Annotated in this window: 22 protein-coding genes; 16 read left to right on the forward strand and 6 right to left on the reverse strand. The window is 36.4% G+C overall.

The features are described from left to right. Window positions 1-64 precede the first annotated feature (64 nt). From ACFQ39_RS04540 to ACFQ39_RS04555, 4 genes are all read left to right on the forward strand, one after another. Complete coding sequence (locus ACFQ39_RS04540) at window positions 65-1,291, forward strand: peroxiredoxin family protein (protein ID WP_377176798.1); 1,227 nt, start codon at window positions 65-67, stop codon at window positions 1,289-1,291. 110 nt (window positions 1,292-1,401) lie between these two features. Then, window positions 1,402-4,407 carry a tetratricopeptide repeat protein gene (locus tag ACFQ39_RS04545; protein ID WP_377176799.1) on the forward strand — a complete coding sequence of 1,002 codons (3,006 nt, stop codon included), beginning with the start codon at window positions 1,402-1,404 and terminating at the stop codon, window positions 4,405-4,407. A gap of 10 nt (window positions 4,408-4,417) precedes the next feature. Then, entirely contained in the window at window positions 4,418-6,163 is a 1,746-nt protein-coding gene (locus ACFQ39_RS04550) for a hypothetical protein (RefSeq protein ID WP_377176800.1), read from the forward strand. A gap of 94 nt (window positions 6,164-6,257) precedes the next feature. After that, window positions 6,258-7,064 carry a ThuA domain-containing protein gene (locus ACFQ39_RS04555; protein ID WP_377176801.1) on the forward strand — a complete coding sequence of 269 codons (807 nt, stop codon included), beginning with the start codon at window positions 6,258-6,260 and terminating at the stop codon, window positions 7,062-7,064. Window positions 7,065-7,073: 9 nt separating this feature from the next. On the opposite strand, the gene ACFQ39_RS04560 is transcribed toward ACFQ39_RS04555, so the two are convergent. Together ACFQ39_RS04560 and ACFQ39_RS04565 are read right to left on the reverse strand one after the other, a co-directional pair. After that, the gene (locus ACFQ39_RS04560) at window positions 7,074-7,874 is read right to left on the reverse strand and encodes a M48 family metallopeptidase (RefSeq protein WP_377176802.1); all 801 of its coding nucleotides are present in this window, start codon (window positions 7,872-7,874) and stop codon (window positions 7,074-7,076) included. Window positions 7,875-8,047: 173 nt separating this feature from the next. Beyond that, on the reverse strand, window positions 8,048-8,416 hold the full coding sequence (locus ACFQ39_RS04565; RefSeq protein WP_377176803.1) for a DMT family protein: 369 nt from the start codon (window positions 8,414-8,416) through the stop codon (window positions 8,048-8,050). A 283-nt stretch (window positions 8,417-8,699) separates the two neighbouring features. Here ACFQ39_RS04565 and ACFQ39_RS04570 point away from each other — a divergent pair, with 283 nt between their 5' ends. Beyond that, window positions 8,700-9,926 (forward strand): metallophosphoesterase, encoded by a 1,227-nt coding sequence (locus ACFQ39_RS04570; RefSeq protein WP_377176804.1) that lies wholly within the window; start codon window positions 8,700-8,702, stop codon window positions 9,924-9,926. Here ACFQ39_RS04570 and ACFQ39_RS04575 read toward each other — a convergent pair. After that, the gene (locus ACFQ39_RS04575) at window positions 9,923-10,918 is read right to left on the reverse strand and encodes a Kelch repeat-containing protein (RefSeq protein ID WP_377176805.1); all 996 of its coding nucleotides are present in this window, start codon (window positions 10,916-10,918) and stop codon (window positions 9,923-9,925) included. The genes ACFQ39_RS04570 and ACFQ39_RS04575 overlap by 4 nt on opposite strands. 175 nt (window positions 10,919-11,093) lie before the next feature. Between ACFQ39_RS04575 and ACFQ39_RS04580 the strand changes: the two genes are divergently transcribed. The 6 genes from ACFQ39_RS04580 to arsB all read left to right on the forward strand — a co-directional run bounded on the left by ACFQ39_RS04580 (window position 11,094) and on the right by arsB (window position 14,557). Next, window positions 11,094-11,519 (forward strand): VOC family protein, encoded by a 426-nt coding sequence (locus ACFQ39_RS04580; protein ID WP_377176806.1) that lies wholly within the window; start codon window positions 11,094-11,096, stop codon window positions 11,517-11,519. A gap of 74 nt (window positions 11,520-11,593) precedes the next feature. Next, complete coding sequence (locus tag ACFQ39_RS04585; protein WP_377176807.1) at window positions 11,594-11,926, forward strand: ArsR/SmtB family transcription factor; 333 nt, start codon at window positions 11,594-11,596, stop codon at window positions 11,924-11,926. Window positions 11,927-11,941: 15 nt separating this feature from the next. After that, on the forward strand, window positions 11,942-12,406 hold the full coding sequence (locus tag ACFQ39_RS04590; protein WP_377176808.1) for a DUF6428 family protein: 465 nt from the start codon (window positions 11,942-11,944) through the stop codon (window positions 12,404-12,406). A gap of 1 nt (window position 12,407) precedes the next feature. After that, window positions 12,408-12,893 carry a GNAT family N-acetyltransferase gene (locus ACFQ39_RS04595; RefSeq protein ID WP_377176809.1) on the forward strand — a complete coding sequence of 162 codons (486 nt, stop codon included), beginning with the start codon at window positions 12,408-12,410 and terminating at the stop codon, window positions 12,891-12,893. Window positions 12,894-12,906: 13 nt separating this feature from the next. After that, window positions 12,907-13,536 (forward strand): protein-tyrosine-phosphatase, encoded by a 630-nt coding sequence (locus ACFQ39_RS04600; protein WP_377176810.1) that lies wholly within the window; start codon window positions 12,907-12,909, stop codon window positions 13,534-13,536. After that, entirely contained in the window at window positions 13,523-14,557 is a 1,035-nt protein-coding gene (arsB, locus tag ACFQ39_RS04605; protein ID WP_377176811.1) for an ACR3 family arsenite efflux transporter, read from the forward strand. Before ACFQ39_RS04600 ends, arsB begins: the two co-directional genes overlap by 14 nt. A gap of 338 nt (window positions 14,558-14,895) precedes the next feature. Here arsB and ACFQ39_RS04610 read toward each other — a convergent pair whose 3' ends face one another. Then, complete coding sequence (locus ACFQ39_RS04610; RefSeq protein WP_377176812.1) at window positions 14,896-16,899, reverse strand: glycoside hydrolase family 97 protein; 2,004 nt, start codon at window positions 16,897-16,899, stop codon at window positions 14,896-14,898. A gap of 510 nt (window positions 16,900-17,409) precedes the next feature. On the opposite strand from ACFQ39_RS04610, the gene ACFQ39_RS04615 reads away from it, so the two are divergent. Together ACFQ39_RS04615 and ACFQ39_RS04620 are read left to right on the forward strand one after the other, a co-directional pair. Further along, window positions 17,410-18,144: a phytanoyl-CoA dioxygenase family protein gene (locus tag ACFQ39_RS04615; RefSeq protein WP_377176813.1), complete on the forward strand. Its 735-nt coding sequence runs from the start codon at window positions 17,410-17,412 to the stop codon at window positions 18,142-18,144. A gap of 67 nt (window positions 18,145-18,211) precedes the next feature. After that, entirely contained in the window at window positions 18,212-19,123 is a 912-nt protein-coding gene (locus tag ACFQ39_RS04620) for an ROK family protein (protein WP_377176814.1), read from the forward strand. A gap of 18 nt (window positions 19,124-19,141) precedes the next feature. Here ACFQ39_RS04620 and ACFQ39_RS04625 read toward each other — a convergent pair whose 3' ends face one another. After that, entirely contained in the window at window positions 19,142-20,191 is a 1,050-nt protein-coding gene (locus tag ACFQ39_RS04625; protein ID WP_377176815.1) for a Gfo/Idh/MocA family oxidoreductase, read from the reverse strand. 338 nt (window positions 20,192-20,529) lie between these two features. Here ACFQ39_RS04625 and ACFQ39_RS04630 point away from each other — a divergent pair, with 338 nt between their 5' ends. The 3 genes from ACFQ39_RS04630 to ACFQ39_RS04640 all read left to right on the forward strand — a co-directional run bounded on the left by ACFQ39_RS04630 (window position 20,530) and on the right by ACFQ39_RS04640 (window position 23,866). Then, on the forward strand, window positions 20,530-21,492 hold the full coding sequence (locus ACFQ39_RS04630; protein WP_377176816.1) for an alpha/beta fold hydrolase: 963 nt from the start codon (window positions 20,530-20,532) through the stop codon (window positions 21,490-21,492). A 167-nt stretch (window positions 21,493-21,659) separates the two neighbouring features. Next, the gene (locus ACFQ39_RS04635; RefSeq protein ID WP_377176817.1) at window positions 21,660-23,273 is read left to right on the forward strand and encodes a thiamine pyrophosphate-dependent enzyme; all 1,614 of its coding nucleotides are present in this window, start codon (window positions 21,660-21,662) and stop codon (window positions 23,271-23,273) included. 11 nt (window positions 23,274-23,284) lie between these two features. Continuing rightward, window positions 23,285-23,866 (forward strand): indolepyruvate oxidoreductase subunit beta, encoded by a 582-nt coding sequence (locus tag ACFQ39_RS04640; RefSeq protein ID WP_377176818.1) that lies wholly within the window; start codon window positions 23,285-23,287, stop codon window positions 23,864-23,866. A gap of 19 nt (window positions 23,867-23,885) precedes the next feature. Here ACFQ39_RS04640 and ACFQ39_RS04645 read toward each other — a convergent pair whose 3' ends face one another. Then, entirely contained in the window at window positions 23,886-25,112 is a 1,227-nt protein-coding gene (locus ACFQ39_RS04645; RefSeq protein ID WP_377176819.1) for an aminotransferase-like domain-containing protein, read from the reverse strand. Window positions 25,113-25,191 lie beyond the last annotated feature (79 nt).

Consider the following 25,191-nt stretch of genomic DNA (forward strand, 5'->3'; position numbering starts at 1 on the left):
TTAATTAGTTCATTTAAAGCCGACCTTTGGTTTAATTTTTATCTTTGACTGTTAAAAAAAAATCATGCTCAAAAAAATACTTATTATAATTTTTCTTGTTACAACCTTGAGCAGCTGTAAAAAAGAAACTCCTCCAACCATTCTTAAAACAGGGGTTTGGAGAGGGAATCTCAAGATTCAAGGACAAGATTTACCATTTAATTTTGAAGTAAACAAAGACCGTGATCGGTTTGAAATTGATTTAATAAATGGCGACGAAAGGCTTTCTATTGATAAGGTGTACTTATTTGGTGATAGTTTGGCCTTTAATCTTCATATTTTCGATATAGAAATCAGAGCAAAAATCAAAAACGACAGCCTTATCGGGACATACACAAAAAATTATGCAGAAGGTTATGTCTTACCTTTTTATGCTGTACATGGCAAAAATGGGAGATTTGACAATATGAAAGCCCACCATCGATTTGATGGAAAATGGGAAACCTATTTTATGAATGCCGATGGTAAAAAAACCTTGAGTATTGGTGTGTTTCAATCTAAAGATTCTGTTTTAACGGGCACCTTTCTCAACACCACAGGAGATTATCGTTATTTAGATGGTTACACTTCTCTGGACACGATGTATTTATATTCTTTTGACGGAAATCACTTGTATAAATTTAAGGGTGTTTTGGAAAACGAAAGTATCATCAATGGTACATTTTGGTCTGGTAAAACCGGATACAAGAATTTTGTTTCAAAAAGAAATGACTCCATTGAATTACCCGATCCTCATAGTCTTACCTATTTAAAAGAAGGGTATGATAAAGTCTCTTTTAGTTTTAAGAATGTTGATGGGAAAGAGGTGAGTATAGACGATCCTGCTTTCAAAAACAAAGTAGTTGTTTTACAAATTTTAGGTACCTGGTGCCCCAATTGTATGGATGAAACGAGGTTTTTAGCAGATTGGTATAAAAAAAATAAGGACCGTGGCGTAGAAATCATTGGTTTGGCGTATGAAATTAAACCAGAATTTACTTATGCCAAGGATCGAATAAAAACAATGAAGACCCAAATGCGTGTAGACTATGAAGTTTTAGTTGCTGGCCTGTCCACAACAAAGTCCGCCTCAGAATCCTTGCCCATGCTCAACGAAGTTATTTCTTTTCCAACAACCATTATCATTGATAAATTTGGCAAAGTCAGACAGATACACACAGGATTTTCAGGTCCTGCAACCGGCGAATACTACGACCAATATGTAAAAGATTTCAACCAGTTAATGGATGAGCTCCTGGAAGAAACCATTTAATTGGCAATACTTTTCAACAATTGCAACGACTATTCAACAATTTCTAATTTTAATACTTTTCCCTCGTTCATTTAGTAAATAGACTCTTAATTTTGGTAAAAATTTCACTCATGCCTTTGCTACAAAAAACTGTTTTTTGGTTTGTTTTTTTGATCACTACTTTTGTGGTGGCTCAAAAATCTGAAATTTACACAGATGAACTCGCTCCTTACAATCACGCCGTTCAATTGTACCAAAACAAAGATTATTATGCGGCGCAGTTGCTCTTTAAAAACCTCAAAAATACTTTTGATGATTCATCAGAGCTAAAAGCGAGATGTTATTACTACGAAGCCTTTTGCTCCATTAAAACTGGTTACGATGACGGAGAAGCCTTGATGAAAGCATTTGTAGATAGATTTCCAACCAGCACCAAAAGAAACCATGCATTCCTGGAAGTGGGCGATTACTATTTTGCAAATGCCAATTATCCCTACGCACTGAAATGGTATTCGAGGGTAAATGAAAAGAATCTTTATCCTGAACAAAAAGAAGATTTTCAATTCCGTTTTGCTTATGGTCTTTTTGCAACTAGAAATTATGAGAAATCCAAAAGCTATTTCTCACCTCTACTCAATTCGCCCAAGTACGGTTCAGATGCCAAATATTATTATGGATATATGGCCTACCGAGATGACGATTACGTAAATGCAGACAAATATCTAAGTCAGGCAGCCGAAGATAAAAAAGATAAAGACATACCTTATTTCATGGCCAATATTAAATTCAAAACAGGCAAATTTGAAGAAGCGATAGAATTGGGCGTACCTCTTTACACAGAATCAAACGGAATTCAAAAATCTGAGCTGGCTAAGATCATCGGTGAAAGCTATTTTAATTTAGAAGTTTACGACAAAGCAATTCCTTATCTAGAGAGTTATGAAGGCAAAAAAGGCAGATTAAACAATACCGATTACTATCTGCTCGGTTATGCTTATTACAAACAAAAGGACTACAACACAGCCATCTCTTATTTCAATAAAATCATTGATGGTAATAATTCTGTTTCTCAAAATGCCTATTACCATTTAGGGGAATGTTATTTGCGGGCAGAAAGTAAACCTGAAGCATTAAATGCCTTCAGAAATGCCTCTCAAATGGATTTTGATAAAACCATTCAGCAGGACGCAGCACTTAACTATGCTAAACTGAGTTATGATATAGGAAATCCTTATCAAAGTGTTGCCAAAGTGATTCAGGATTATTTGAATAAATATCCGACTGATGCCAATAAAGACGAATTGAATAGTTTGATCGTCAATTCTTATATTTCCTCCAAAGATTATCAAGGAGCACTTAATTTTCTGGAAGATAATCCGGAATCAGAGGATTTTTTAAAAGTGGCTTATTTAAGAGGAACTCAATTATTCAAACAAGAAAATTATAGTCAGGCAAAACAACTTTTTGAAATGGCGCAGAAAAAGGATAATCCTTTTTTGCCAGAGACTATATTTTGGCATGCAGAAAGCGATTTTAGATTGGGCAATTATGAAAAAGCACTGGAAGGTTTTGAAAAATTCGAACTTAATCCTGACGCCGCAAAAACAACTGAATATAAATTAATTAATTACCACAAAGCATACGCCTATTTTAATTTGAAAGATTACAACCAGGCCGGAGGACATTTTGATAAATTCATCGAATCTAACCCTAAAAATAGTGAATTATTAAGTGATGCCTATCTGCGCTTGGGTGATTGCTATTTTAGTATGAGCAATTACTACAAAGCGTTAAAACCCTATCAACTTGCAGTTGCAGAGAACAATCAGGATGCCGATAAAGCTTCTTTCAAAATTGCGATGTCACAGGGTTTAATGGGTGAAAACAAGCAAAAAATTGACGAATTAAACAATTTATTAAATACCTATTTAAGATCTCCTTTACGAGACGATGCACTCTTTGAATTAGGCAATACCTATACATCTATCAATCAAAATAGCAAAGCCATCGAAGCCTATGACGATCTTATCAAGCAATTCCCTAATTCCAATTTAGTTTCAAAAAGTATGGTGAAGCAGGGATTGATCTATTACAATACAGATCAAAACGACCTGGCATTAGCGAAATATAAAAAGGTAGTTCAAGATTTTCCCAATACTCCTGAAGCCCGAGAAGCCATTACCAACGCAAGACAAGTTTATGTTGATTTGGGTAGAGTATCGGAATATGAAAAATTAATAAAAGGAATCGATTATATTGATGTTTCCAGCAGCGATATTGAAAACACACTTTACGAATCTGCCGAGAAACAGTTAGTATCTAACAATACAAAAAAAGCAATTCAAGGCTTTGAAGATTATCTAAAACGCTTCCCAAAAGGTCAATATGCCTTGCCTGCTCATTACAATTTGGCCAATATTTATGAAAAAGAAGGGGATAAAAAGAAAGCGATATCTCATTTTACCATACTCGTGCAAGGGGCTGCTTCCGATTATTCTGAAAATGCACTTTTGCGTTTATCCGAAATCTATTTAAAAGATAATAATTTTAATGAAGCCATGCCCTTGTTACAAAGACTGGAAAAAGAAGGGTCTACCACAACAAATATTGATTTTGCGAAAAGTAATTTGATGAAAGGAAATTATGCCCTGAACAATTATGATGAAGCATTAAACTATGCAAATGCCATTCTTGAAAATCCTGAATTAGATCCAAAAATTAAATCGGATGCCGAAATTATCATCGCAAGATCTGCCTTTAAATCTGGCGATTTTATAACTGCCCAAGATGCTTTTAAACGCGTTGAGGAGACCGCAACAGGCGAATTGAAAGCAGAAGCAATCTACTACGATGGTTACTTTTTACATCAAGAAGGGAACTATAAAAACTCGAATCAAGTCATACAAAAACTCGCTTCAGAATATGCTAGTTATAAATATTGGGGTGCTAAAGGTCTGGTCATCATGGCAAAGAATTTTTATGCTCTAGAAGATTTATATCAAGCTACCTACATCTTAGAAAGTGTGATCAAAAATTTCTCCAATTTCACAGATGTAACAGAAGAAGCAAAAGTTGAACTTCAAAAAATTAAAACTGAGGCAAAAAAAACAAATGAATCCGTTATTCAAAATAATTAATCAAATTTTCATGAAAAAGCAACTGTTCTTTTTGTTTTTACTTAGTATTTACGGAGTAGCTTTTTCTCAAAAAAAAGACACGCTAAAGACAGAGGTGGTAAGGGTTGTTAAACCTTTTGCCCCCACCGTAGGAGATGCAGATAAAATTAAACAGGAACCCAAGATTGACTCAATTGCCATCGATCAAAAAAAAGAAGTTAAATACAACTTCAATTCTGTTCCTGTTGCTTCAACTTTTATCCCTGAAAAAGGAGCTGCCAGATCCATCGCTAGAACGCCTAAAGAAAGGTTTTATAACAATTATGTTTCTTTAGGTTTTGGCAATTACCTCACGCCATACGCAGAAATATTTGCACATAGCAACATAACTAAATCAAGTGATTTTGGCGGTTTATTAAAGTATCAGGCATCATTTGGCGACATCGATGGAGTTGAACTTTCAAGTGGATATACAGATTTAACCGCCGATCTTTTTTACAAACAAACTGAGCGGTATTTTGACTGGCAGGTTTTAGCCGGAATCAAAAGTGAAACAATGAACTGGTATGGTTTGTCTGATGAAATAAACTTTACATCGAATACCATTAATTCGATCGATCCCAAACAATCTTATGGCACTATTTATTTGGGCGGTGAAGTAAATTTTGAAGAGGCTTTGGTACACAACGGATCCTTAAAAATCATAAATTTTATAGATGATTTTAACAGTTCTGAGTTCTATGTAAATACCAACGCGAATATAGAATTCCCCGTTTGGGAATTGTTGATGAACAGTTTTATAACACTCGAATATGTAAGAGGTAGTTTTGAAGAAGACTTCCAAAATGAAGCTATCAATTACAATTATTTTAACCTTGGTTTTAGTCCGAATTTCTCGTTTTACAATGAATATCTTTCCTTGAATGTAGGTGCAAACTTATGGTATAGCATGACAAATAACCGCGATGAATCAAGTAAATTTTATGCCTTTCCCAATGTAACCGCATCTTACTCAGTAACCGAGGATAATTTAATTGCCTATGCAGGAGTAACGGGTGATCTGCAACAAAATACTTATCGAGATTTTGTCGATGAAAATCCATTTGTCTCGCCTACTTTACAGATTCAGAGAACAAGCCAACCATATTTTGGCTACCTAGGCGCCAAAGGAAAAATTTTATCTGATTTGAGCTTTAATGTAAAAGCAGGTTATGGCAGCGAAAAAGATAAGCCGCTATTCAAACTAAATACAGCAAAAACAAACGGAAATATTGCCTTAGATGACGGCTATTCGGCTGGAAATTCTTTTAAAGTTGTCTATGACGACGTAAATACCATTCATTTATTTGGTGAAGTGATTTATGATTTCGATAATCATTTTAAAATAGGAGGTAATTTTGAGTTCAATAGCTACGATACTGATTTAGAAGAATCCGCTTGGAATTTACCCATGTTCAAAGCCGCTATTATTTCAAAATACCTCAGAAAGAAATGGTATGCAGGAGCCGAACTTTATTTTCATAGCGACAGGAAAGATGAATTAATTATCGATGATGCGATTGTTACCCTGCCAACAGGATTACAACGAGTGACGCCAATAACCAACAGCGCCTTTGTCGATCTTAACTTTAATGCAGGTTATTATTTTAATGACCGTTGGTCTACTTTCCTTAAACTAAATAATGTTTTGAACCAGAATTATCAAGACTTTACAAATTTTGAGGTGCAAGGATTTCAAGTTTTAGGTGGGTTTACTTACCGCTTTGATTTTGATTAAATTTTAATTTTCGATGAAGTACTTATTATAAATGTTTTTTTGATAATTACATCAAAATCATTACTTTACTGCTCGAATTGTTCAACCGATTGTTATGTTTAAAAAACTTTATGTTTTCGTTCTGTTTATTCTTATTACCTCTCAAACATTATGGGCGCAACAAGATTTTAAAGATCTTCCTACTTTAAAAAATAAGCATATTTTGATGGTCTGGGGAGGTTGGGAAGGACATAAACCCAAAGAATTTACAGACCGTGTGGCAAAATGGTTAAGCTCACAAGGTGCCAATGTCCTTATTTTCGATACCCTTTCTGTTTATACCGATTCTCTTTTACTTGCCAAACAAGACCTTATTATCCAATACCACACCATGGGGTCTATTACAAAAGACCAAAACAAAGGTTTGTTAACCGCTGTAAAAAATGGGATAGGAATTGCAGGTTGTCATGGAGGACTGGGCGATTCGTTCAGACAGGAGACCCATTACCAATACATGGTTGGCGGACAGTGGGTTGAGCATCCTGGTGGAAAAATTAATTACAAAGTAGATATTACCAATCAGAATGACCCTGTAACGGCTGGTTTAAAAGATTTCGATATTCAGGATACCGAACAATACTTTATGCATGTCGATCCAAATGTAAAAGTTCTAGCAACTACAACATTTAATGATGAATTCGATTCTTGGATTAAAGGTGCAGTCATGCCCGTTTCATGGAAAAAATACTACGGTAAAGGCAGAGTTTTTTATCTATCTATCGGTCATAACCCGAAAGATTTTGATAATGCTTCTGCTTGGGCCTTACTCACACGAGGAATTGCTTGGGCAAGCGACAGTAGAAAGGGGCCAACAGAAAAATGGCTCTCACCTCTTTACCCCAGTCATACAAAGCTTAAATAAATAATTTACTTATTTCCCCTTTGATTTTAAATAAGGTTGTGGAGATTTTGTTTTATATACTTCTTTTGCAATGGGCATCAACTGATTCAATTCCCTAATTCTTGTCCCAGAACTTGGGTGTGTAGATAAAAACTCAGGTGGACTTCCCCCTCCGTCTTCTTTTCCTTTGGCTTCCATTCTTTTCCAGAATTCTGGTGCATGTACAGGATCATATCCTGCCAAGGCCATAAATAACAAACCCATTTCATCCGCTTCAGATTCGTGCTTTCGGCTATAGGTAAGCAAACCTAAACTTGCCCCAGTTCCATAGGCTTGTAAGATCAATTCTGTAGAAGAAGAACTCACACCACCTGCTCCTAGAGCAATAGCCCCAGCCGCAGCAATTGCATTTTTGATATTGTCCTGACTCATTCTTTCTGCCCCATGATTTGCAACTGCATGCGCAATTTCATGGCCCATCACCACAGCCACACCATTATCATCTTGGCAAACCGGCAAAATACCGGTATAAAAAGCCACCTTACCTCCAGGCATACACCAAGCATTTAGTTTATCGCTTTCTATCACCTTGTATTCCCATTCATATCCCTCCAAATAATTGGGCATACCGGCTTGTTTAAAAAACTCTTCTACAGCAGTTTGTATTCTTTTTCCTACGCGCAAAACCTGATCATTGTATACTTTGTTTGATGAAAGCTTTTCTGTTTTTAATGTCTCCTGATAGGCCGCAAAAGATTGTGGAAATAATGCTTCGTTAGATACCATGCTCGCCTGTTTTCTTCCCGTAACAGGGTTTACAGCACAAGACATCAAAAAAATTTGTATGAATAAAAAAATAATTAGGAACCGGATCTTCATTTTATAAAAGACTTTAAAAAATATTTTTATTGAAAAATATGACACTTTTTTAAGTTTTCAAAATTTATCCTTTATTAGAGGTCATTTAAACAGTATGCTTAAAAGGCAAATCATTTGTGTAAAACTCATTTTTTAAACATAAAATAAACAGCCAAAATTAAACATAGAAAGGAGATGACATGATTTATTCTAAAGGTTTCCGTTTTAAAAACAATCAAAGTAAAAATGGCAAAAACAACCAGTGTAATCACTTCCTGAATTACCTTTAGTTCGATCAGTGAAAAAGGTCCTCCATTCGCTTTAAAGCCAATTTTATTTGCCGGAACTTGGAACATATATTCAAAAAGGGCGATCCCCCAACTAATAAATACGATAGAGATCAGGCCCAATTTACTAAACCATTTCCATTCAGAAAATTTCAAATGTCCATACCATGCGATGACCATAAAGGTGTTACTCAAAATCAGAAGTCCGATTGTCAATATTGCTTTCATATTGTGCCAATTGTAATATTCTCAGTAAAGTTTTTGAAAAAGATAGAGTCAAAATTACTTAAAATGGTGATGCCTTTTTAGCATAGAATATAAATATGAGTTAACATATCTGAGAATAATTATCTTCTTGTTTGTGTTAGGTTTTTCTTAAAAAAGCAAAATTGAAAAAATATTGGGTTTTTGATTCGTATTTTTGCCAAGCTTTGAGTTTGCCCCAGATAAGTATAATTTTGTAACGAATTCGGGCCGCTTACGTCAATTAAATCAAACAACATATTTTTTTATGCGCTTTTTAATTCCTTTTGCACTTTTTATCCTAGTAGATTTTTATCTCTATCAGGCTGTTTTGAAGAGCACGAAAAACCTTAGCAGAAAAAAACAAAATTGGATAAAATACATTTATTGGTCCATCCCCCTTGTTTTTAGTGTCCTTATTGGCATCGCCTTCGCCACAGAAAGTCGTACTTTGTTCTATCCTATCTTGGTATTTATACTGATCTATTTGTCAAAATTATTGGGCGTTTTAATCCTAAGTTTAGAAGACTTGACCAGAGGTGTTAGATGGTTGTTTGCAAAAATTAAAACACTTATTTCTCCGCCTAAAAAAGAGTTTCCTGGAACAAAAATTTCACGTTCTACTTTTATCTCACAGACGGCATTGGCGGCAACTGCCGTTCATACAGGTGCTTTTGGTTGGGGCATTCTTTCTGGTGCTCACGATTATACCATTCATCGGGTTAGTTTGCCTCTTAAGAATTTACCCTCGGCTTTTGACGGTATGGTCATCGGACAGTTATCTGATATTCATTCGGGAAGTTTTTACAAGAAAACGGCTGTACAAGGTGGGGTAGACATGCTCCTTCAGCAAAAACCTGATTTGGTTTTTTTTACAGGAGATCTGGTAAACAATGAGGCCAAAGAATTGACCGAGTATTTCGATATCTTTAAACAAGTTAAAGCGCCTATGGGCGTTTATTCTGTGATGGGTAACCACGATTATGGAGACTATCACCGTTGGGAAAATGATGCTGCAAAGCAAAAAAACCTGGAGATGCTCAAAAAAGGCCACCAAACCTTAGGCTGGGATTTACTTTTAGATGAACATAGGAGTCTTAAAATAGGGAATGAAGCTATTGGGATTTTGGGTATTCAAAATTGGGGAGAAGGGGGTTTTGCCAAATATGGAGATCTGGACAAGGCCCTTAAAAACACAGATGATTTTGCTGTAAAACTTTTACTTTCTCATGATCCTTCTCATTGGCGGGCACAAGTTTTGGGAAAAACGAATATCGATGCAGCTTTTGCAGGGCATACACATGGTATGCAATACGGTGTTGAGTTAGGTGGTTTTAAGTTTTCTCCTGCTCAATTGCGCTATAAAGAATGGGCTGGTTTATATACAGAAAAGGAACAGAACCTATATGTCAATCGAGGATTTGGTTATTTAGGGTATCCCGGAAGAGTGGGTATTTTACCCGAAATTACTCTAATCGAATTAAAAAAGGCCTAATCTTTATTTATTATCAATTTTTCCATGCTTTGAAGTTCGGGCGAACCTCCTCGTTTACCGCTACCTGAAGCCAGGTACAAAGCATTATTATAAAAAACAATCCCAGTGCCATGACGACCATGAATTAATTTTGGATAAGTTTCCCAAACATGGCTCTCTACATCTAAAACCTCCACTTCTGCATGTGCTTTTTCTTGAGTAATAGATTCCCCCCCAATGACAAAGATCCTTTTACCCAATGGAAAGACCATATTTCCAGCTCTTTGGGTTGGTATTTTGAGAGTTGAGTCCTCCCAACTTTCTAGTTGTAAATCAAAAACATCAATAGTAGAAATTGTTTCGGAAAAAGTTTTATCCGGGGCTTTTGATAACCTACCACCAACAAGATATACTTTTTGGTCGATCACTGCTGCTTGAAAATGATCTCTGGATTCTGGCGCATCTACATATATCTCCCACTTTCGGGTTTTGAAATCATAGCTGTCTGTCCATTTTTTATGGTCCCCTCTATGTCCATCTTTGATGCCACAGAAAATATAAACTTTATCTTTTACGACAACATTTCCCGTAGATCCTCTTTGTCTATCATTGGGAATGGCTGCTACTTTTTCCCAATGATCTGTTTGTGGATCATAACTATAAATATGCTCTACGGGAGTTTCGGCTGGATATTTTCCGGTTAAAGCCCCAATTACATAGACTTTATTTTCATAAACAACTGGTTGAAAATGATGCAATTCTATGGGTGGTTTTTGTCCTTCTGTCCAAATCGAAGTTTTGACATCGAAAATACTAATGGGTTTTATTCCTCTGCCTCCCAACAAAAAAAACTTATCCCCTACAGCTACAAAAGCGGCTTCATGTCTGGGGATTAAATTAGTCCCCTCGGCGCAAGAGACCTCTTCCCATACCTGCTGTATAGCTTCTGACGTTTGAGCTTTACAGAACACTGTAAAGAACATAAAAACACAGAACAATCCTTTTTTAAACATACCAATAAAATTTGAAGATCAACGAAAGTACAATATATGATAAATAGCGCTCCTATATCTCTTTGATTATCAGTTTTTGTATCTTGTAGGAGGTCTAACCATAAATCATTATAAGATTCGTATTTTGGATAGGCTAATTTAGCTTTTCAATTAATTTTTACTAATAATAAAAGGTATGAAAGAACAAGAACCCAAAGTAACCGGTATTGGTGGAATCTTTTTTAGAACAAAAAACCCCGAGAAAACCAATGCTTGGTATGGCGAGAATTTAGGTCTGGCCATTACAAATTACGGCTCATCTTTTGAATTTAGAAATGCCCATCGACCAGAAGAAATCAATTATTTACAATGGAGTACTTTTCCTGAGAAAACTGATTATTTTAATCCTTCCGAAAAGGAATTTATGATCAATTACAGAGTTCAAAATTTAGAAGGTCTGATTGAAAAATTACGCAAGAATGGCGTTGAGATTGTGGATAAAATAGAAACTTATGATTATGGAAAATTTGTTCATATCATGGATCCCGAAGGAAATAAAATTGAACTGTGGGAACCCATAGATAAAGTTTTCACAGAGATGGGAGGAGCAACAACGAAATAAATAAAATGCAAAAAATTTCTCAAGTTGTTTGTTCGTTTATTCTTTTATCGTAATATTGCAATTAAAAGAACTATATGGGCTCTATCAAATCTGAAATCTACACTGACCAACAGAATGTAATTTCATCCTGGGCAAAAGTTTTAGGTCATCCCGCCAGAATTGGAATATTACAACATCTTCTAAAAATAAATGCTTGTATTTGTGGTGATTTGGTCGAAGAAATTGGTTTGGCACAAGCTACCATATCCCAGCATTTAAAAGAACTAAAAAATATGGGGCTAATTCAAGGAAAGATAGAAGGAACCAGTGTTTGCTATTGTATCAACGAAGCAAAATGGACTGAAATGAAAAAGATATTAACCCTTTTTTTAGAACAAAATACGAACAATAAAACCACCTGTTGCTAATTAAATCTTTTAGGTATGAAACTTTCAGAATTAAAACAATCACTGTCTAAATTAGACAAAATCGCTTTTCAATTGCCCGATGGAACTTTTGTTCCGAGGCATTTTCATGTAACTGAAGTTGGTCAGATTTCCAAACGATTTATCGATTGTGGTGGGACACTGCGTAAGGAGGAAAAAGTAAGTTTGCAATTATGGAATGAAAACGACTATGACCATAGATTACATCCTGAAAAGCTTTTACACATCTTAGAACTTTCTGAAAAAAGCCTTTCACTGGAAGATTCAGAGATCGAAGTAGAGTATCAGGGAGAAACTATTCAAAAGTTTGGTCTTGAATTGGATGGAGACAATTTTATACTCTCAACAAAACAAACCGATTGCCTGGCCAAGGAAAAATGTGCTATTCCATCAGTTAAACCAAAACTAGAACTAGCTGATTTAGGTGCTTCTTGTTGTTCACCAAATTCTACTTGTTGTTGAGATGAAAATTGTTGAAATCAATTCTTCAAATTATCCCATTGTCGCTCAAATTTATCAAGAAGGTATCGAAACAGGCATGGCTACCTTCGAAGAAATTGTCCCAGATTGGCATGTGTGGAGTAATAATCACCTACCCTATGGAAATATAGCGCTCGAAGTACAAAACGAACTTGTTGCTTGGGCTTCCTTGGCACCCACATCCAAAAGAAGTGCTTATCGCGGAGTGGCAGAAGTAAGTGTTTACGTTTCTAAAATGCATCAAAATAAAGGGTATGGTAAGGGTTTATTACATGAGTTAATAGCAATAAGTGAGAAAAACGGCATTTGGACATTACAGGCGGGAATTATGAGAGAAAATGAAGTGAGCATCAAACTTCATAAAAAATGCGGATTTCGTGAGATCGGTTACCGAGAAAAGATAGCTAAACTCAAAGGAGTCTGGAGAGATAATATTCTATTGGAAAGGAGAAGTCCAATTTTAATTTAAGCAATCAGTTTACATGGAATTATTCAAAAAAATTCAATTGGCCATCAATTCGATTGATGGTTCGGAAATTACAGAGCAACGAAAAGAGGTCCTTCAACCGCTTATTGATCATATTCAAGAAAAAATTAACCGAAGAAAAGAAATACGACTCAATTTTATCTGTACCCATAATTCGCGAAGGAGTCATTTGTCTCAGATATGGGCACAAACATTAGCATCGCATTTTGAGATCCCCAATTTTTCGGCTTATTCGGGCGGAACAGAAGCAACTGCTCTTTTTCCGATGGTGGCACAGGTTTTAAGTGAAATCGGCTTCGATATTCATCAACTTTCTGAAGGGAAAAATCCTGTTTACAGTATAAAGTATGCGGAAAACGAATTACCTGTAATCGGTTTTTCAAAAAAATATGATCACCCATTTAACCCCTTATCAGATTTTACCGCTGTTTTAACTTGTGACCATGCAGATGAGAACTGCCCATTTATTCCTGGAGCAGAAAAGCGTATTCCGATCACTTTTGAAGATCCGAAAATTTTTGATCATACCCCTATGCAAAAGGAAAAATACACCGAAAGGAGTGAGCAAATTATGACAGAATTAAGCTATGTTTTTTCCAAAATTCAACACTATGGCAACAACTAAAAAACTCAGTTTTCTAGATCACTATTTAACCCTCTGGATTTTTTTAGCCATGGCAATTGGTGTTGGTATAGGCTATTTTTTTCCTCAATTTCCCGATTTAATAAATTCTTTTCAAAAAGGTTCTACCAATATTCCCATTGCTATCGGACTAATTTTGATGATGTATCCTCCCTTAGCAAAAGTAAATTACGCCCTGTTGCCGCAAGTTTTTAAAGACACAAAAGTTCTAACCATTTCGCTTTTACTAAACTGGGTTATTGGTCCGATTTTGATGTTTTTACTCGCGATCATTTTTTTACGCGATTATCCTGAATACATGGTTGGCTTAATCCTGATTGGCTTGGCTCGATGTATTGCCATGGTCTTGGTGTGGAATGATTTGGCAGATGGAAGCAGTGAATACGGAGCCGGACTTGTTGCGCTGAACAGCATTTTTCAAGTCTTTGCCTATAGCTTTTATGCCTGGTTGTTTATTACCAAATTACCCCCCCTTTTTGGATTTGAAGGGGCGATTGTCGATATATCTATTGCGACAATAGCTGAAAGTGTAGCGATCTATTTAGGTATTCCTTTTGTTTTGGGTTATTTATCTAGAATAGTTTTGGTGAAATTAAAAGGAGAAGAGTGGTATAACAAGATCTTTATTCCAAAAATATCTCCACTCACATTAATTGCCTTGCTTTTTACAATTATAATCATGTTCAGTTTAAAGGGGGAGCTCATTGTCGAAATTCCAAAAGATGTTTTATTGATCGCAATTCCTTTGGTCATCTATTTTGCCATTATGTTTTTCATCGCATTTTATAGCAGTAGAGCAAGTGGTGCAAAATATCCCGTAAATGCAGCAGTCTCATTTACGGCCGCTGGAAATAATTTTGAATTGGCCATTGCGGTGGCCATTGCTGTTTTCGGCTTAAATTCTGGACAAGCCTTTGCCGGCGTTATAGGACCCTTGGTAGAAGTGCCGGCACTAATTCTTCTGGTTCGAGTTGCTGAAGGTTTGAGAAAAAAATATTACTAACAGAAAAAATTCTTGTTTATATTAGACTGAATATTAAACAAATAACGGTTTGATATTCAGTTTTATCATTTTTTTGATAAAAAACTGACAATTGTTTGTTTTTATAAGGGTACTTTTTACTATTTTTGAATTCGTTAGGACAAATTCTTGTTTGTGTTTAACTTTTAAGGTTTAATAAGGGGGAAAATTAAACTTTGGCCATAGTAGTCTTTCTGCTATGGTTTTTTTCATTTAAGACGATAATGTTCATTAAAAAAAAGTAAATTTTTTCATGATTATTCCTTCTTGAAAATGAGTTCATTTTCTGTATTCAAAAAAAATAATCATAAGATATTCCTTTATTTCTTGACAAATCTAATGGCGGTTCCTCCACCTTCCGCAAGCACAAGATCTAATTTGTCTTTGCTTGTTACCTCTTTAGATGATATGTTAATTTGAGTTGCATTGGTGTTCCAACTAATTCCTTCCGCATCCTCATAAATCTGAGCCTCATAAACAGCATTATCATTTAAAAAAGAAAGATCTATTGTAAACTTTCTGCTTTTTTCATTGGTCAGGCTACCCAAATACCAATCTTCACTCTTTCTGTCTTTTCGAACAGTGGTAATAAACTCACCAATTTCACCGTTCAACACTTGGGTATCTTCCCAATCTGTAGGTACATCTTGCAAAAATTTAAAAGCAGGATGCCCATCATAATTTTCAGGTAAATCGGCGAGCATTTGAATGGGTGAATACAGTACGACATACAAAGCCAATTGTTTAGCTGCTGTGGTGTGTACATCTCTTCCTTCAAAACCTTGCTTGATCTCAACATCCAAAACTCCGGGTGTAAAATCCATCGGACCTGAAAGCATTCTGGTAAAAGGGATGGTGGCAGTATGACTTGGCGGATTCCCTTCACTCCAGGCATTGTATTCCTGACCTCTTGCGCCCTCTCGCGACATCATATTCGGAAAAGTTCTACGCTCACCCGTATCTTTGATGGGTTCATGAAAATTGACCGTTAATTGGTGTTTGGCGGCTTCTTTTAGTACATAGCGATAATAATTCACCCCAAACTGACCGTGATGCCATTCTTTCATATTCAGCCTGGATCCTACCTGTCCGATCTTCACATCGTGAATGCCCATTTTTTGATACAAAGCCATTCCTTCATCAATCTGTTTTAAGTAATTGATGATATTTGATCCTGTTTCATGGTAGCCGATAAGGCTCACACCGTTCTCTTTTGCATAATCCGTTACTTTTTTAAGATCAAAACCTTCTGCCTCTTGGGTAAAACTGAACATATGCATCGTATTTTCATACCAGGCTGGTGTCCATCCTTTGTTCCATCCTTCGATGAGTAAATGGTCTATCTCGAATTTTTTGCAATAATCTATATAAGTAAAAGCATTTTCTGTAGTTGCACCTTGGGTCGGACTTTCCCAAAACGTATATTTTCCGATATGCATTCCCCACCAAATACCCAAATACTTATGTGGTTTTATCCAGCTTGTGTCCTCAAAAGAATTTGGATCATTGAGGTTGAGAATCAAATAAGACATGATCAGATCCCCAGGCTTTTCTGCTATTTGAATGGTTCTCCAAGGGCTTACAAAACTACCTTCGGTTTTCACCTTGTCTCCGTCTGACCAGGGTACTAAATCACATTTCAAATTTGTCCCCGAAGTACGTGTAAGCGTCATGCTGGCAAAATCTTTTAAATTCGCTTCGTGAAAACTCAAGTACAATCCTTTATCTGTTTTAAGAGTTAAAGGAGTAACAACTGTATCTAAACTACTAATTTTGGATTTTTCTGTGAGATATTCGTAGCGATTGTCTTGATATGCTCCAATCCACCAAGCCTCTCCATCTTGTGCTAAATTGAACTCAGTCAATTCGTCAGCAATGATCAGACTATCCTTTTTACCTTGTTTCGGATACACATAACGCAAAGCAATTCCATCATCATAAGCTCTGAATTGAATTTCCAGTTTTCTTTTTTCCCCTGAATTTTCTTGTAAAAAAGCAGATAACTGTTTGTAATGGTTTCGAATAAAACGTTTTTCTCCCCAAACTTGCTCCCAGGTTTCATCAAAGTATGTCGTATCTATTTTTACGATCGTAAAATTTTTATTTAATGAATCATGCCCTTTAAAGACAAAACCTAATTTTGACGGCTCGATAACCTCTTCCTCGCCGCGATTGACGGAATAATAAGGAATCGATTCTTTTAATTCAAATTTGATTGTGTGGATCCCGTTTGGAGATGTTAACTGATGTATTTCTTCTTTTTTGAATTCTGAACAAGAAAAAATAACCAAACAAAGCAGTAGGGTAATGATTTTATAAGCCATAAGAAAAGTTGTTTTAATTCTGCTTAGGTGTGAATTGCAGGGGCTTAGGGGAGCTTGTAGCGAAAATCGGCAAACACAAGTAAAAAGCATTTCAATTCGGATTAATCAAGCTTAAAACTAAGGATTTATAAATAGAAAATTGTATTTCTGCCAAAGAATTTCTGTAGCATAAAAAGCAACAAATTCAAGTAAAGGATTTGATAAAAATTGAAGTGGGAAACGACTCCTAAACATAAAGTTTTGCAGTTCATTTTAACTTATTTTTTCTTGTCTCTATTTTGTCGATCTCAAGTTTATTCAATGATCAAAAAGATTTGGTATATAAACCTAATTAGAAAGGAATTTGGTAAGTAAGAGAAAGATATTCATACCTTCATTTCATGATGATGATGTTTTTAAATTATTTTAAATGAGTATATTATTTAACATTTACCTTATTAAACTAAGCTTTTTATTTCATCGAATTTCCCAATTTTTATCTAAGTTTGATTATATCAATCTTGTCAGTCCATGCTATCAGCAAAAGAAATAACCTTTTATAAAGAACAAGGATACCTTTTACCTAAAGAACCTCTATTTTCTGAAGAAAAACAAATTGCCCTTTCTGCCATTTTTGAAGAACATTTGGCGGCTAAAGGCGAAAAACTATCCGATGAATTAGATACACCTCATTTTAGAGATCACAGATTGTTTGATTTTTTGCTTGCTCCTGAGGTATTAAAGGTTGTAGAAGATATCATCGGGCCAAATATAGGCTTGTGGAGCAGTCATTTTATATCGAAAGAACCGGGTAAAGGAAGAAGAACACCATGGCACGAAGACAGTGCCTATTGGAAAGGTAAATTTGATCAACTGGATAAAATTGTGACTATTTGGCTCGCCATAGACGATTCTACCCTAGAAAACGGTTGTATGGGGGTGGTACCCGGAACCCACACCAACGGATTTTCTGAATATGAAACTGTACAAAAAGATGACAATAGCACCTTTCAAACTGAAATAAAAAAAGGAACATTTAAGCAGGAGGATGTGGTGTGGTTCGAATTAAAAAAAGGACATTATTCTTTACATGATGCGCGAATTATTCACGGTGCCAATGCCAATACATCTCCAAACAGAAGGTGTGGTTATACCATGCGATATTTTTCTTTAGACATGAAATTCAATGAAGAATTAAATCCCGGACATCTAATTTATTACGCCCAAGGCGAAAATTTGGCAAAGAACCCTTTGGTGTATGTATAGAAGCAATTAAATTTGAACGATTCAGAAATGATTTTTCTACTTTTAAAAAATGTATAAAATTACTCAAATGAAAATACTTTGCGGAATTGATTTGGGCGGAACAAAAATAGAAGGTGTTCTACTCACCCTCTCAGACAAAGGTTTTGATGTGCTTGAACGTCATAGGATTCCGACTGAAGCAGAAAAGGGATACGAACACATCCTTCAACAAATTAAAAAAATTGTAGGTCATCTGGAAGAAAAAGGGTCTATTAAAATTGACACTTTAGGAATTGGAACACCCGGTACATTGGATCCACATACACAAACCCTAAAAAATTGTAATGCCGTTTGTTTGAATAGACAGCCCTTTAAAAAGGATCTTGAAAAAGTATTAGGTATCCCCATCGAAATCGCCAATGATGCCAATTGCTTTGCCTTGGCCGAGGCAACTTTAGGTGCTGTCCCTGAAAAAGTACCCCATGCCCAGGTTGTTTTTGGCATTATCATGGGCACCGGTGTAGGTGGAGGAATCGTCATCAACGGGAAAGTACTGCAAGGCAAACACGGAATTGGCGGTGAGTGGGGGCATAATTTTTTACACGAGTCAGGTGGACCTTGTTATTGCGGACAAATTGGCTGCGTAGAAACAATCATTTCCGGTACGGGTCTTGAAAAATTTTATTTTCAACAGACTGGCACAAAACGGAATTTAAAAGAAATTTTAGAGCGATTTAAAGTCGGGAACGACCCCATTGCTAAAAAAACTATGGAAAGACTCATCCACTATTTTGGAAAAGGAATCGCTTCTATTATTAATGTGCTAGACCCCGATGCCATCGTTATTGGCGGAGGCGTTGGAAATATAGATCTATTGTACAAAGAAGGAGTTGAAAGTGCTAAAAATTACATTTTTAATACCAGCATAGATACGGTATTCTTAAAACCTAAACTAGGCGATAGCGCCGGTGTATTTGGTGCCGCCATGCTGGTGAACTAGATTCATTAGTCTTAAAATTTATATTTTGAGGTCGATCACTTTTCTTTCTGTGTTACTTTTTATGGCGGCTTCAATTACTTTTATCACTTTCAAACCATCTAAACCTGTAACGGGCAAATCCATGCCCTCCCTAATGGAGTTATAAATTTGATCGTAATAGCGCATATAATCTCCTCTTTCTGTGGGAATATATTCCTTTATTACTTTTCCATTTATTTCTGCATGCAGCAAGCCTCTTTCGTTTTCGGGCTCAATTCCCCAATCTGGACTACTGGGAATTTTTCCTGACTGAAGATCTTTCTCTTGCACATCTGCATTTGATTTGATAAACGACCCTTTTTTACCGTGAAAGATATTCCCTGGCAAGGGCTCTCTAACAAAATAACTGGATTTAAGTGTCACCTTATGGCTTTCATAAAATAGCTTGACATCAAAATAATCGATCACCTTAGAATTTGGTCTGTGTGAAGCAAAATCAGCATAAACCGAATGTGGCATTCCAAACAAGACCAAAGACTGATCGATCAAATGCGAACCCAAATCGTATAAATTTCCCACCGCAGGGGTAGGTGTTTCTTTGTGGACTTTATAACTGAGTTCTGGCACGTATCTATCAAAGTGCATTTCAACATCTACCAATTCTCCCAACAAACTTTTTTCAAGTACTTTTTTCGCTGTTCTAAAACCACTATCATATCGTCTGTTATGATAAACGGAAAGCTTTACGCCGTATTTATCTGCCAGGGCTATTAATTCTTCTGCCTCATGAACGGTTGCTGTAAATGGTTTTTCTACAACGAGGTGTTTACCTGCCTGAATCACTTTTTTTGCATATTCAAAATGGGTAATATTAGGCGTATTCACAATTACCAATTCGAGGTCATCATCGGCCAAAAGTTCATCTAAATTGCTATATGATTGAATCTCCGGATACTTTTTATGGGCGATACGATTCGTCCGCTCTAACACAGCTTTTAACTGAAATTTGGGGTGAACATCAATAAAAGGTGCATGAAATAACATTCCACTCATTCCGAAAGAACACAACGCTGTTTGTATGGTTTGCATAAATTTAAGTTAATAAACTCTCTAAAGTTATCCAAAATACTCAACATACCTAAAATGTTTTGGTGAGGTATAGTCAACTTGCTTAAGAATATATTTATACTGTCATAACAATACAAAACAGTATGATGCTTTATTTGAATAAATAAAAGAAGCGAATAAAATTATATTTTCTCTCTAACAAAAATCAAATAGAAATGATCTGTTGCCGTAATCTAAAACTCCTATTTCACAGCTTCAAACCAAAGAAATTTTGTCTTAAAAAAAGGTTTTAAACGTCAAAAAATAGGGCCTAAACAAATATATTTGCCAATCATCAAATACCTGGAGATTTATAAGAAATGAAAAAAAGAATTACCATTTTACTCACCTTCATTTTATCAATTACTCTTTTACTGATCTCATGTGAAAAGAGTCAAAAATCAAAGCCAGAAAATATTCAACGCTACTTTTATACGGCGGAACAATATAAATTTACCAGTATCGACAAAGGTATTCAAATGGCCTATTTAGATATTGGACAAGCTGAGGATCCGATTGTTCTTTTGTTGCATGGTGAACCGAACAGTTCATTTGTATATCGACATATTGCCCCACTTTTATTGAAACAAAACTTCAGAGTCATTATCCCGGATCTCGTGGGATTCGGATATTCGGATAAACCCAAGAATCCGGAACAGATCAGTTATACAAATCAAACAAAATGGCTCAATGCTTTTATGGATCAATTGGAATTACAAAATATAAATTTGTTTGCCCATGATTGGGGAGGGATGATTGCCTTGCGCATCGTGGCTAACCGACAAGACCTTTTTAGTAAAGTTGCTATTTCATATAGTTATTTGTTTGAGGGAGATGAAATAATTCCGGAAAGTTTTAATGGTTTTAAGCATTACGCCCAAAATGAACCCAATTTCTCACCGGGAAATATTATGGATTGGGGTACGAAAACAAAATTACCGGATTCTGTTAAAGCAAAATATGACAGTCCTTTTCAACAACCCTCCGATTTCTATTTCGTTCGGAAATTTCCTTCTTTGATCCCCACAACAAAAGAAGATCCTGAGGCTGTTTTAAATAAGGAGCTGAATGAAAAATTAAAATTATTTTCAAAGCCATTCATCACCATCTGGGGAGACCATGAAGATTTAATGTGGAAAGATAAAGACAGTCTATTACAAGTAAATATTTTAGGGGCACAAAACCAATCTCATTATCTATTGGATTCTGGCCACTTTATACAAGAAGACAAGCCCATTGAACTCGCTCAAATTCTGATCGCTTTTTTTAAAGGAAACACTTGATCAATTCTTTTTTTTCTCGAATTATTTTAAGCTGAATCCCTTGTCAAATTCTCATCACTAGAGATGAATTCTCCCTTATTTCTTTTCCCAGAATCACATGACCGAAGTCATAAAAAAAATCAACTGCTTCTCCTAATTTTAAGGTTTGTAATATAAACGGCAAAGTGATGAAGAAGCACCTGGTATTAGGAAATGAGGCTTTGGCTCAAGGGGCCATAGATGCCGGAATCTCTGGCGTATACGCTTATCCCGGAACACCTTCTACAGAAATCACAGAATATATTCAACGATCTGTAAGGGCCAAAAATCTATCTATTCATACCACCTGGTCTGTGAATGAGAAAACAGCCATGGAATCTGCCTTGGGCATGTCTTATGCGGGAAAAAGGGCCATTGCGGTGATGAAGCACGTAGGTCTGAATGTGGCCTCTGATGTTTTTATGAATATGGCTGTTTCGGGAATTAACGGCGGATTGGTGGTGGTGGTGGCAGACGATCCTTCCATGCATTCTTCCCAAAACGAACAGGATTCCCGCTTTTATGGAAAATTTGCTTCCGTACCCATTCTGGAACCGTCCGATCAACAGGAAGCGTATGACCTTATGCATTATGCCTTCGACCTTTCAGAAGAAGTTCAATTACCTGTATTAGTAAGAATGGTTACCCGACTTTCCCATTCAAGATCCGGAGTTGTCTTTAGAGAAAGTAGGGAACAAAACAACATAGACCTGCCGGATAACACCAAACGATTTGCCCTCATTCCGGCCTTTGCCAAAGAAGGATTTAAAAATTTACTTAAAAAAAGGTCTCTTTTAGCCGAATTTTCAGAAAAATCCGATTTCAATACACTCCAATTAGAAAGTAAGCCTTTGGGAATTGTAGCCTGCGGCATAGCCCGTAATTATGTCTTGGAGAATATAGAAATGATGGAAAACAAGCCATCTATCTTGAAAATTTCTCAATACCCTCTTCCTAAAGAAAAACTAAAAATACTTTTCAAACATTGCGACAAAGTACTGGTGGTTGAAGAAGGATATCCCTTGGTGGAAGAGGTCCTCCACGACTATTTTAATATCGATCAAAAGGTAATTGGTAAAATATCCGGCCATTTACCCATGACGGGAGAACTTACGCCTAACCTCGTAGGTAAGGCTTTGGGATTGAAGCAAGAAGAATTGATCGAAATTCCTGATATCGTCACAAGTCGCCCTCCTCGGTTATGTGAGGGCTGTGGACATACCGATCTCTTTAATGCCATCAATGAGCTCATCCCCGAAATTGGGAATAAAAAGGTTTTTGGAGATATCGGTTGTTATGCCCTTGGCGTATTACCTCCACTCAACACCATCAATACACTCATTGATATGGGTGCCTCGATCACAATGGCCAAAGGTGCCGCTGATGCGGGATTAAAGAATGTGATTGCCGTGATTGGTGATTCTACTTTTACGCATTCCGGGATGACCGGTTTGTTAGATGCAGTTTATGAAAACAGTCCTATCACAGTGATTATCTCAGATAATTCAGCTGTCGCTATGACCGGAGGACAAGATTCTACAGCGGTAGGCAGACTTAAAAACATTTGTCTAGGACTTGGAGTAGCACCAGAACATGTCAGAGAAATAGTCCCACTAAAGAAAAATCATGAAAAGAATGTGGGTGTTATTCGCGAAGAACTTAACCATCAAGGCGTTTCGGTCATAATTTCCGAAAGACCCTGTGTAAGGCTATCAAGAGAAAAGAAAGAAGAAATCAAAGAACGAATTGCTTCCTTGTATTAAAAAGCTATTCTATGAAAACTAATATCATTATCGCCGGAGTGGGTGGTCAGGGCATTTTAACCATTGCAGCAGTGCTCGATACCGCAGCCCTCAACGAAAATTTATATGTCAAACAATCCGAGGTACATGGCATGAGCCAGAGAGGAGGGGCCGTTGAATCGCACGTGCGTATTTCAGACAGCCAAGTACATTCAGATCTCATTCCGGAAGGAAAAGCAGATCTTATCGTAGCGGTAGAACCCATGGAGTCTCTGAGACATTTACCTTTCCTCAAAAAGGGCGGGACACTCATAACTGATGCCCAGACATTTGTGAATATGGATAATTATCCTGAGAAAAAAGCCTTGTATAAAACCATTCAAAAGTATCCGCACCATTTGATAATAAACGCTACAGAAATGGCTAAAGCACTTGGAAACTCGAAGGTGGCGAATATAATTTTACTAGGTGCAGCTTCTGTACTTCTCCCGCTTTCAGAAAAAAGTCTGATCCGAGCCATCGAAAGTATGTTCTCATCAAAAGGTGAAAAAATTCTGGCCCTTAATTTAGAGGCATTTTATAAAGGAAAAGAACTGGCACTCCAAATGGTATAATTGTTTTAGTAAAAAGCTTTTATGAAATCGTATTAAACTTGTCTCGTTTGGTCATTGTTTTCTTCAACGCTTCGGCGAGTATACCTATACCCTTGTCGATTTCATTTTTTGGGACATTGGCAAAAGACAAACGAAGAAACCGATCTCCTTTGCCTTTGGGATCAAATGTTCTGCCGGTAACAAATACCACTCCTTTTTTTACACTTTCCCTAAAAACATTTTTAGACCTGATCCCGGCTGGGAGCTTTACCCAAATATAAAAACCTCCTTTTGGTTCGTGCCAATCCACGCCTTCCGGCATATGTTTTTCTAAACTTTGAATCATCAAATCCTTTCTCATCCTATATTCTTTTCTCAGAAATACCAGATAATTTTCCAAAGCTCCCTGCGCTAAAAACTGTTGAGCCAATATTTGGCAAAAATTTGAGGTACAAGCGTCTAAGGCCTGCTTGATGGTTTCTGCTTTATCGAAGATATCAGGAGAAGCGAGCATGTAACCCAGGCGAAATCCAGGTCCGAGAATTTTTGAGAAAGAACCGGTATAGATTACATCCACATCACTTTTGTTCAAAGCTTTCATGGGCAGTTTGAAGTGCTTGTCTCCTTGTTCAAAATATAAATCGCTGTACGCATCGTCTTCCAATAACAAAATTCCCTTTCCTGCTAAGGTTTCCAGCAATTCATTTTTGCGCTCTAAAGAATATATGATCCCCGCAGGATTGTGAAAATTAGGCGTGACATATAGAAACTTTGGTTTTTTTGGCAATTTTTTGAGCACAGCTTTTAGCTCGTCAATCACAATCCCGTTTTCATCGACAGGAATGCCAATGATTTTTGCTCCATAGGTTTCAAAAACCGTTAAAGCCCCTACAAAACATGGTTTTTCTGTGAGAATGATGTCTCCTTTATTGACAAATTCCTGGGTAATGATACTGATGGCCTGAAGCGAGCCTGTCGTAATCAGGATTTTATTTTCTTCTACCGGTAAGCTCTTTTTCTCAAGGTAACTTTTAAGCGCCTTGATGAGTGGTGGATATCCGGCGGTAGGTCCGTATTGAAAACAAAGTTTTTTTAGATCAGGAGGAAGTGCGTGAAAAATATCTTCAATCTCTTTTAAAGGAAAAAGGTCATTATTTGGCATTCCACCGGCAAAGGAGATCATGTCTTTTCCTGAGGATTGTTTCATCAGTAATTTTACATCCTTCGCATGCATGGAATGGACCATATGCGAAAACGAATATGCCATAAAAAGCTTCTTTGAATCAAAGTAAGGTATTTTTATTCATTTATATATTGATAAAAATCAGTCTATTAAACAGATTTTT

Source organism: Namhaeicola litoreus (assembly GCF_042679565.1).
Lineage (GTDB): Bacteria > Bacteroidota > Bacteroidia > Flavobacteriales > Flavobacteriaceae > Namhaeicola > Namhaeicola litoreus.

Coding starts and splice junctions, on each gene's coding strand:
- ACFQ39_RS04590 (WP_377176808.1), top strand. CDS start 11,942: ATGAAACTTTCAGAATTAAAACAATCACTGTCTAAATTAGACAAAATC.
- ACFQ39_RS04615 (WP_377176813.1), top strand. CDS start 17,410: ATGCTATCAGCAAAAGAAATAACCTTTTATAAAGAACAAGGATACCTT.
- ACFQ39_RS04595 (WP_377176809.1), top strand. CDS start 12,408: ATGAAAATTGTTGAAATCAATTCTTCAAATTATCCCATTGTCGCTCAA.
- ACFQ39_RS04565 (WP_377176803.1), bottom strand. CDS start 8,416: ATGAAAGCAATATTGACAATCGGACTTCTGATTTTGAGTAACACCTTT.
- ACFQ39_RS04610 (WP_377176812.1), bottom strand. CDS start 16,899: ATGGCTTATAAAATCATTACCCTACTGCTTTGTTTGGTTATTTTTTCT.
- ACFQ39_RS04560 (WP_377176802.1), bottom strand. CDS start 7,874: ATGTCTTGTGCTGTAAACCCTGTTACGGGAAGAAAACAGGCGAGCATG.
- ACFQ39_RS04550 (WP_377176800.1), top strand. CDS start 4,418: ATGAAAAAGCAACTGTTCTTTTTGTTTTTACTTAGTATTTACGGAGTA.
- ACFQ39_RS04640 (WP_377176818.1), top strand. CDS start 23,285: ATGAAAACTAATATCATTATCGCCGGAGTGGGTGGTCAGGGCATTTTA.
- ACFQ39_RS04570 (WP_377176804.1), top strand. CDS start 8,700: ATGCGCTTTTTAATTCCTTTTGCACTTTTTATCCTAGTAGATTTTTAT.
- ACFQ39_RS04585 (WP_377176807.1), top strand. CDS start 11,594: ATGGGCTCTATCAAATCTGAAATCTACACTGACCAACAGAATGTAATT.
- ACFQ39_RS04625 (WP_377176815.1), bottom strand. CDS start 20,191: ATGCAAACCATACAAACAGCGTTGTGTTCTTTCGGAATGAGTGGAATG.
- ACFQ39_RS04600 (WP_377176810.1), top strand. CDS start 12,907: ATGGAATTATTCAAAAAAATTCAATTGGCCATCAATTCGATTGATGGT.
- ACFQ39_RS04645 (WP_377176819.1), bottom strand. CDS start 25,112: ATGGCATATTCGTTTTCGCATATGGTCCATTCCATGCATGCGAAGGAT.
- ACFQ39_RS04635 (WP_377176817.1), top strand. CDS start 21,660: ATGAAGAAGCACCTGGTATTAGGAAATGAGGCTTTGGCTCAAGGGGCC.
- ACFQ39_RS04575 (WP_377176805.1), bottom strand. CDS start 10,918: ATGTTTAAAAAAGGATTGTTCTGTGTTTTTATGTTCTTTACAGTGTTC.
- ACFQ39_RS04555 (WP_377176801.1), top strand. CDS start 6,258: ATGTTTAAAAAACTTTATGTTTTCGTTCTGTTTATTCTTATTACCTCT.
- ACFQ39_RS04545 (WP_377176799.1), top strand. CDS start 1,402: ATGCCTTTGCTACAAAAAACTGTTTTTTGGTTTGTTTTTTTGATCACT.
- ACFQ39_RS04630 (WP_377176816.1), top strand. CDS start 20,530: ATGAAAAAAAGAATTACCATTTTACTCACCTTCATTTTATCAATTACT.
- ACFQ39_RS04580 (WP_377176806.1), top strand. CDS start 11,094: ATGAAAGAACAAGAACCCAAAGTAACCGGTATTGGTGGAATCTTTTTT.
- ACFQ39_RS04620 (WP_377176814.1), top strand. CDS start 18,212: ATGAAAATACTTTGCGGAATTGATTTGGGCGGAACAAAAATAGAAGGT.
- ACFQ39_RS04540 (WP_377176798.1), top strand. CDS start 65: ATGCTCAAAAAAATACTTATTATAATTTTTCTTGTTACAACCTTGAGC.
- arsB (WP_377176811.1), top strand. CDS start 13,523: ATGGCAACAACTAAAAAACTCAGTTTTCTAGATCACTATTTAACCCTC.